The 5,752-nt window shown below is 45.7% G+C and carries 5 protein-coding genes and 1 pseudogene; 5 read left to right on the forward strand and 1 reads right to left on the reverse strand.

Features of this window, described 5'->3' with window-relative positions; all coding sequences use genetic code 11:
- The 5 genes and pseudogenes from ABUA34_RS13665 to fabG form a co-directional block, all read left to right on the forward strand.
- Positions 1 to 240: pseudogene (locus tag ABUA34_RS13665) on the forward strand (hypothetical protein); the annotation flags it as partial.
- 57 nt (positions 241 to 297) lie between these two features.
- Positions 298 to 2,652 carry a methyl-accepting chemotaxis protein gene (locus ABUA34_RS13670; RefSeq protein ID WP_349823489.1) on the forward strand — a complete coding sequence of 785 codons (2,355 nt, stop codon included), beginning with the start codon at positions 298 to 300 and terminating at the stop codon, positions 2,650 to 2,652.
- 110 nt (positions 2,653 to 2,762) lie between these two features.
- Complete coding sequence (gene acpP, locus ABUA34_RS13675) at positions 2,763 to 2,996, forward strand: acyl carrier protein (protein WP_022216990.1); 234 nt, start codon at positions 2,763 to 2,765, stop codon at positions 2,994 to 2,996.
- A gap of 539 nt (positions 2,997 to 3,535) precedes the next feature.
- Positions 3,536 to 4,459 carry an ACP S-malonyltransferase gene (fabD, locus tag ABUA34_RS13680; protein ID WP_015534623.1) on the forward strand — a complete coding sequence of 308 codons (924 nt, stop codon included), beginning with the start codon at positions 3,536 to 3,538 and terminating at the stop codon, positions 4,457 to 4,459.
- Positions 4,452 to 5,192: a 3-oxoacyl-[acyl-carrier-protein] reductase gene (gene fabG, locus ABUA34_RS13685; RefSeq protein WP_055224018.1), complete on the forward strand. Its 741-nt coding sequence runs from the start codon at positions 4,452 to 4,454 to the stop codon at positions 5,190 to 5,192. The genes fabD and fabG overlap by 8 nt, the downstream gene beginning before the upstream one ends.
- Before the next feature lie 102 nt (positions 5,193 to 5,294).
- On the opposite strand, the gene ABUA34_RS13690 is transcribed toward fabG, so the two are convergent.
- Positions 5,295 to 5,588 carry a helix-turn-helix domain-containing protein gene (locus tag ABUA34_RS13690; RefSeq protein WP_015534624.1) on the reverse strand — a complete coding sequence of 98 codons (294 nt, stop codon included), beginning with the start codon at positions 5,586 to 5,588 and terminating at the stop codon, positions 5,295 to 5,297.
- Positions 5,589 to 5,752 lie beyond the last annotated feature (164 nt).

Here is a 5,752-nt window from a genome sequence, read left to right on the forward strand (position 1 = left end):
GCACTTTCATTCTTCGCTGCAACATTTGGCGTAGGTCTTTACTCAGATATAGATATGATCAGCGCGCTGTGTACACTTATGGCTCGTGGAGCACTCATAAGTATGTGTGCAGTTATCCTGATGCTTCCATCAGCACTGATGCTCTTCGATAAGGTCATCATGTTCAGATACAGGAAGAACCTGATGGATGGACCATCAGCGAAGGTTAGCGATGAGGACACTGCAGCCACTCAGGCATAGCAGTTATAAACAGATGTAACTACGGAACTTTTGTAATCTATGAAAAGAGGTAATAATATGATCAAATGGAAGAAATATATATGTGTTGCATTATCAGCAGTTATGATGGCATCACTGGCAACAGGATGCGGAGATACAAATGACAGCTCATCCTCAGACAAGGCCGAGGCTACAACCGAGAGCGAGTCAGACACACTTCAGGATGCACTTACATCTGAGATATCCAAGGATGGCGCATCTGACGCAGACAAGGAAGAGACAGTATATGTCCTTGCCGATGCAAATGGAAATGCAAATGACGTTACAGTCAGCACATGGCTGAAGAACTCAGACGGTGCAGAGGGACTCAACGACAAGACAAACCTCACAGACATCCAGAACGTGAAGGGCTATGAGGAATACAAGGACAACGGCGATGGCACTATAACATGGGCTGCAAATGGATCAGATATCTACTATCAGGGCAAGTCAAATGAGGAGCTCCCTGTTGACGTAAAGGTAACATACAAGCTGGACGGCGAGGAGATAGAGCCTTCAGAGCTTGCAGGCAAGAGCGGTAAGGTCACCATCAGATTTGATTATACCAACAACACCAAGAAGACAGTCACAGTGGACAGCAAGAATACAGAGGTCATCTCACCATTTGTAATGCTCTCAGGAATGATCCTTCCTGTAGATAAGTTCTCAAACGTTCAGGTTGAGAATGGTAAGGTCATCTCAGAGGGAAGCAACCAGATCGTAGTCGGATATGCAGTTCCTGGATTCAAGCAGTGCTTACAGGATGGTATAAATGACAGCAAGATAGAGACAGCACTTGATAACATAGATGTACCTGATTATGTTGAGGTTACAGCGGATGTCACAGACTTCGAGCTCTCAATGACCATGACGGTTGCAGCAAGTGACCTTCTTGGATCAAGCGCAGAGGATGCCATAGACGAGGTTGAGGACAAGGCAGATGTGAGCTCACTCACAGACAGCGTAGGTCAGCTCGGTGATTCTGCAGATCAGCTCGAGGAGGGTTCAGGAAAGATTACAAATGGTCTGGAGACTCTGAAGGATGGTACTTACTCACTGAAGAAGGGTGCTGACACACTGGCAGACGGTGCAGCTTCACTTGAGACATATACAAGCCAGCTGGCAGATGGTACTTCACAGATATCAACAGCCATGGGAACCCTGGACGATGGAATCAAGTCTATAAAGGATGGTTCATCAGCTCTCAACGATGGTGCAAAGACACTGGCAACAGGAGCAAAGACAGTTGATACAAGCGTTGGCACACTCAAGAGCGGAGCTGACAAGCTGAACAGTGGTGCAAAGGAACTTCAGGCAGGCTTTGAGGGAACAGACAGCAATCCTGGACTTTCCAAGGGCGCAAGTTCACTGGCATCAGGAGCAAGCAATGCATATGCAGGTTCACAGGCACTTGCAAAGGGCGCTACAGAGCTCAATAATGGTGTGAACACATTGATCACCATGCTGACAGGAATGCCATCACAGATCGTAAGCCAGGCTCAGTCAAATGTATACAGCCAGCTCGGCGGTTCCATAACAAGCGAGGCCGGAATAGATGCGGCTATGTCACAGCTTGAAGGAGCACTTGCACTAGGTAAGACTACTCTGGATGCGGCAAAGGGCGATGGAACATACGATGCATATTTTGCACAGTACACAGGCCTTGCAAAGGCAAAGGGTGCTCTCAGTGCAATAGACAAGATAGAAACATCCCTCACAGCTACTTTGACTTCAGAGGAGACAACAGCACAGATAACAGCATTACAGCAGGGTGCTGAGACACTGGATACCAAGATGGGCGAGCTGTCAACAGGACTCAAGACCATCAGTGACGGTGCATCAAGCATCTCAACAGGAATCGATTCAGCATATGCAGGTGTCAAGGCAATCGCAAAGGGAACCGGAGATCTCTCAAGAGGTGCAGCAGCACTCAAGGAGGGTACAAAGACTCTCAGCGATGGAGCAGCTACAATATCAACAAATATGAACACACTGTATCAGGGAAGCTTAACACTGGCAAATGGAAGCAGCCAGTTAAAGACAGCGGCAGGAACTCTTGATTCAAGTGCAGGCCAGATCGCAGCAGGAGCAAAGACCCTCAGTGATGGAGCATCACAGCTTGACAGCGGAAGCAAGACTCTGGATGACGGAGCAAAGGAGCTTGTAACAGGTTCAAAGACTCTCAGCGATGGAATGAAGCAGTTCAACGAAGAGGGTATCAAGAAGATCACAAAGCTGTTTGCAGGCAACTATCAGGCAGACATTGATTATATAGAGGCACTCTTCTCAGACGATACAACTTACACAAGTTTCACAGGTACGATCGATGGTACAAAGAGCACAGTTAAGTTCATATATGAGACAGGTGCGATCAAGTCTGACGCTGAAAAATAAGCGAAAAAACAATGAAAATCTTCGTGTTGACTTTACTGTAGCCTTAGGTTATAGTATAAGCGTCCGTGAGGATAATGGTAACATTTACTATAGTTTAGGAGGATTAGAACATGTTTGATAAGGTTAAGGCAATATTCGAGGAGCAGTTAGGAGTTTCACAGGACGAGATGAAGCTTGACACAAACTTCAAGGATGATCTTGGTGTTGATTCACTTGATCTTTACGAGATCGTTATGAAGCTTGAGGATGAGTTCGATGTTGAGATCCCTGCTGAGGAGCTCGATGACGTAGCTACATTTGAGGACGTACTTAACTACCTTAAGAGCAAGGGTGTTGAGGAGTAATATTGCTAACTGAACAGATTGGACTGTTTTGAATACATTTGTTATTCAAAGTTGTCATGTATCGGACATGACATAACTTTGGTAGCCAGCCAGGACATGAGTCCTGACTGACCATCCAAGGTTATATATATTATATGAGAGTTGATTTACAGCAGATGCTTTGAGCCGTGGGGCTTGATGGCATGTGCTTTTTTTGTGCGTTAATACACCGCCAAGCGATGCCGGATTTTCGAGCTCGCTCGAAAAAATCCGGTATCATTTGGCGGTTAAGCGGTACATGAAACACGGAGGCTGACAGGCCGGAGTGTGAATGAAGCGCGGCAGATTGCGGGAGCACGAAGTGCGGAGCAAGCTGAAGTATTAACGCAGTATTAATTCTTGACCTTGCGATTTGCGGAGCCCTGTTCTATAATAAGGGATGGTTGACTTGGCTTCTGGATGTAGCATGAGAGATGGTTGATAAAATCCAGTACAGACAGACATCAATGATATGCGAATGTAAATCAATTACAAAATATAATAAAGGCGGTAAAAAAGAAATGGGTAAGACAGCAGTTATATTCCCAGGTCAGGGCGCACAGTATGTGGGCATGGCAAAGGATTTTTATGACAGTTTTGAGGACAGCAAGAAGGTATTTGACGAGGCAGATGACGTTCTGGATATAGAGCTTAAGAAGATCTGTTTCGAGGAGAACGATGACATCAACAAGACAGAGTACACACAGCCGGCCATGGTTGCTGCAGAGGTTGCCATATATGAGCACCTGAAGAACGCAGGTCTCAAGGCTGATGTATTTGCAGGACTCTCACTCGGTGAGTACAGCGCACTTGTTGCAGCAGGAGCCATGACTCTCGCTGACGGCATCAAGACAGTTAGAAGAAGAGGTATCCTTATGCAGAACGAAGTACCTCTCGGAATGGGCGGAATGGCAGCAGTCATAGCAATGGACGCTGACAAGATCGCAGAGATATGTGAGAACACACCTGGCAAGGTGCAGATTGCAAATTACAACTGCCCTGGACAGATAGTTATCTCAGGTGAGGCAGAGGCTGTTAAGGCTGCATCAGCAGCACTTGCAGAGGCTGGCGCAAAGAGAGTTATCCCACTTAACGTAAGTGGTCCATTCCACTCACAGATGCTTGTGCCTGCAGGTGAGAAACTTTACGACTTCCTTCAGGGCGTGGATGTTGCAGAGGGATTTGCTCCTTACTACTGCAATGCAGACGCAGAGGAGATCACAGACGCAGCAAAGGTTAAGGAGCTCCTGAAGAGACAGGTGTACTCATCAGTAAGATGGCAGCAGACAATAGAGAACATGATAGCTGACGGTGTTGACACATTTATCGAGGTCGGCCCGGGCAAGACTCTCACAGGCTTCATGAAGAAGATCAACAGAGAGGTAAAGAGTATAAATATTGCAACTGTAGACGATTTAGCGAAATTGGAGGAACTGAATGCTTAAGGACAAGGTAGCAGTGGTAACAGGTGCCGGAAGAGGTATCGGACGTGAGATAGCAAAGACATTTGCCGGATACGGCGCAAAGGTAGTAGTAAACTTCAATGGCTCAGAGGAGCGCGCAAACAGCCTGGTTGAGGAGGTCAAGGCAGCAGGCGGAGAGGCAGTTGCATTCAAGGCAAATGTTGCAGATTTCGCTGAGGCTGAGGCACTCATGAAGTTCGCAGTTGCTACATATGGAAGAATAGATATTCTCGTGAACAATGCGGGAATCACAAGAGACAATCTTGTACTTGGAATGAAGGAGGCTGATTTCGACGATGTTATCAATATCAACCTCAAGGGTACATTCAACTGTATCAAGCATGTGTACAGAACCATGATGAAGCAGAAGTATGGACGTATCATCAACATGTCATCAGTAGTCGGAATAGAGGGAAATGCAGGACAGGTGAACTACGCAGCATCCAAGGCTGGTGTTATAGGTATCACCAAGTCTATAGCCAAGGAGCTCGGAAGCCGTGGAATCACAGCGAACGCCATCGCTCCTGGATTCATCAAGACAGACATGACAGATGCACTCTCAGACAAGGCAAAGGAGGCTATGCTTGACCATATCACAGTCAAGAGACTTGGTGAAGTATCAGACATCGCTGAGACAGCAGCGTTCCTTGCTTCGGACAAGGCATCATATATAACAGGACAGGTCATCAAGGTTGACGGTGGAATGAGCCTGTAGGATATACAGATCACGATCTGGAATAATACAAATAGAAAACAGGGTATCGCAACAATGTTGTGATACCCTGTATCTGTAATATGAACATTATAAAGTTATATTTTATTTCTTGTTCAGTTTGGAGAATTCCTTTGCAAGCCCAAGAAGCTGTGCGTGCTGATGTTCTGTCAACTGGGTTGTATCAATATACTTGGCACTTGAATCATCCCCTTTGAGAAGATAATCAGTGGAGCAGTTGAAATATTCAGCGATGCGGAGAATCATGCTCACAGACGGGTCGATGGAATTGTTCTCCCAATTGCTTATAGTCTGGAATGCCACTGATAACTCCCCTGCAAGCTCTTTCTGTGTCATCTTGTTCGCGGTGCGCAGTGTTCTTAATTGTTCACCTATCATAATAATCAGAGCTCCTTTAAATCCAAAAAAACGTAGTGACCCTCACTAATTAATAATAGCTGAATGGTATTGGGTTTACAAAAGATAAAACTATACTTATAATAGAAAAATGGCTTTTTTTGCCATATTTTGGGCATTTGTTATTGATCAGATGTACTCTGATA

Source organism: Coprococcus sp. RTP21428st1_C9_RTP21428_210409, from assembly GCF_040227395.1.
GTDB classification, from domain to species: domain Bacteria; phylum Bacillota; class Clostridia; order Lachnospirales; family Lachnospiraceae; genus Coprococcus; species Coprococcus aceti.

Bases quoted from the DNA above. Each gene is read 5' to 3' on its own strand.
- ABUA34_RS13670 (WP_349823489.1), top strand. From the start codon at position 298: ATGATCAAATGGAAGAAATATATATGTGTTGCATTATCAGCAGTTATG.
- acpP (WP_022216990.1), top strand. From the start codon at position 2,763: ATGTTTGATAAGGTTAAGGCAATATTCGAGGAGCAGTTAGGAGTTTCA.
- fabD (WP_015534623.1), top strand. From the start codon at position 3,536: ATGGGTAAGACAGCAGTTATATTCCCAGGTCAGGGCGCACAGTATGTG.
- fabG (WP_055224018.1), top strand. From the start codon at position 4,452: ATGCTTAAGGACAAGGTAGCAGTGGTAACAGGTGCCGGAAGAGGTATC.
- ABUA34_RS13690 (WP_015534624.1), bottom strand. From the start codon at position 5,588: ATGATAGGTGAACAATTAAGAACACTGCGCACCGCGAACAAGATGACA.